The following is a 1,048-nucleotide window of genomic DNA, read 5'->3' on the forward strand; positions in this document are numbered from 1 at the left end:
TCGGCCGTGGCCGGGGCGGGCACCGGCAGGGTGCCATGGGCGCAGTCGACGGTCCCGCTGCCCACATGCAGGGGCGAGCAGACGATACGTGCGATCCCCAGGGCATGCAGCCCGACCACGCCGCCAACGACATCGATGATGGCATCCATGGCGCCCACCTCGTGAAAATGGATGCGTTCCACGGTAGTGTCATGCACCTTGGCTTCGGCTTCGGCCAGCCGCCGAAAAATCCGCAGGCTGTCGCGTTTGACGGCCGGATCCAGGGTGCTACCGTCGATCAGGGCGGTGATATCGACGAGACGGCGGTGATGCTGACGATGATGCCGGGCGTCCACCGTCACCAGGGCCTGGCTGCCGCCGATGCCGCGCTTGACCACGCGGCGCCGGTCCACCGCAAAATGGCTCAACCCGAGTTTGTCCAGCTCGGCCTTCAACACATCCAGCTCCAGGCCGGCATCCAGGAGCGCGCCCAGAATCATGTCGCCGCTGGCACCCGAAAAGCAGTCAAAATAAGCCGTTTTCATCGTGATCGTTTCGCTTTCGTTGGAGAAGAAGCATGGACGGAGAGAAGCCTTCGCGGGGCTGGCGCTCAACCGGTCGTGGGCATGGTGGACGGATCGGCTTCGTCCTTGGCCGAAGGGCAGGCTGCTTCGGCGGTACCGCCGGCGGCCAGCCGGTTGATCAGGCTGGCCTGGTAGGCGGCGCCGAAACCATTATCAATGTTCACCACGGACACTCCCGAGGCGCAACTGTTAAGCATGCTTAAAAGCGCCGCCAGGCCACCGAAACTGGCGCCGTAGCCCACGCTGGTGGGCACGCCGATCACCGGACAGGCGACCAAGCCGCCCACCACGCTGGCCAGGGCGCCTTCCATGCCGGCGATGACGATGGCCACGTTGGCCTTGAACAAATCCTCACAGCGGTTGAGCAAGCGGTGGATGCCGGCCACGCCGACATCGTAAAGCCGGTCGACCCGGTTGCCCAGGGTGGCCGCGGTCACCGCGGCCTCTTCGGCCACAGGGACGTCCGACGTGCCGGCACACACCAC

The 1,048-nt window shown here is 65.6% G+C and carries 2 protein-coding genes; both read right to left on the minus strand.

Features of this window, described 5'->3' with window-relative positions:
• Positions 1-524: nickel pincer cofactor biosynthesis protein LarC (larC, locus tag JCM12296_RS35100; RefSeq protein WP_157068213.1), on the minus strand; the 524-nt coding region annotated here is incomplete at its 3' end.
• Between the two features lie 65 nt (positions 525-589).
• A partial coding sequence (gene larB, locus JCM12296_RS35105) for a nickel pincer cofactor biosynthesis protein LarB (protein ID WP_157068214.1) occupies positions 590-1,048 on the minus strand: 459 nt, incomplete at its 5' end.

Source organism: Desulfosarcina cetonica JCM 12296, from assembly GCF_001311845.1.
GTDB lineage: Bacteria > Desulfobacterota > Desulfobacteria > Desulfobacterales > Desulfosarcinaceae > Desulfosarcina > Desulfosarcina cetonica.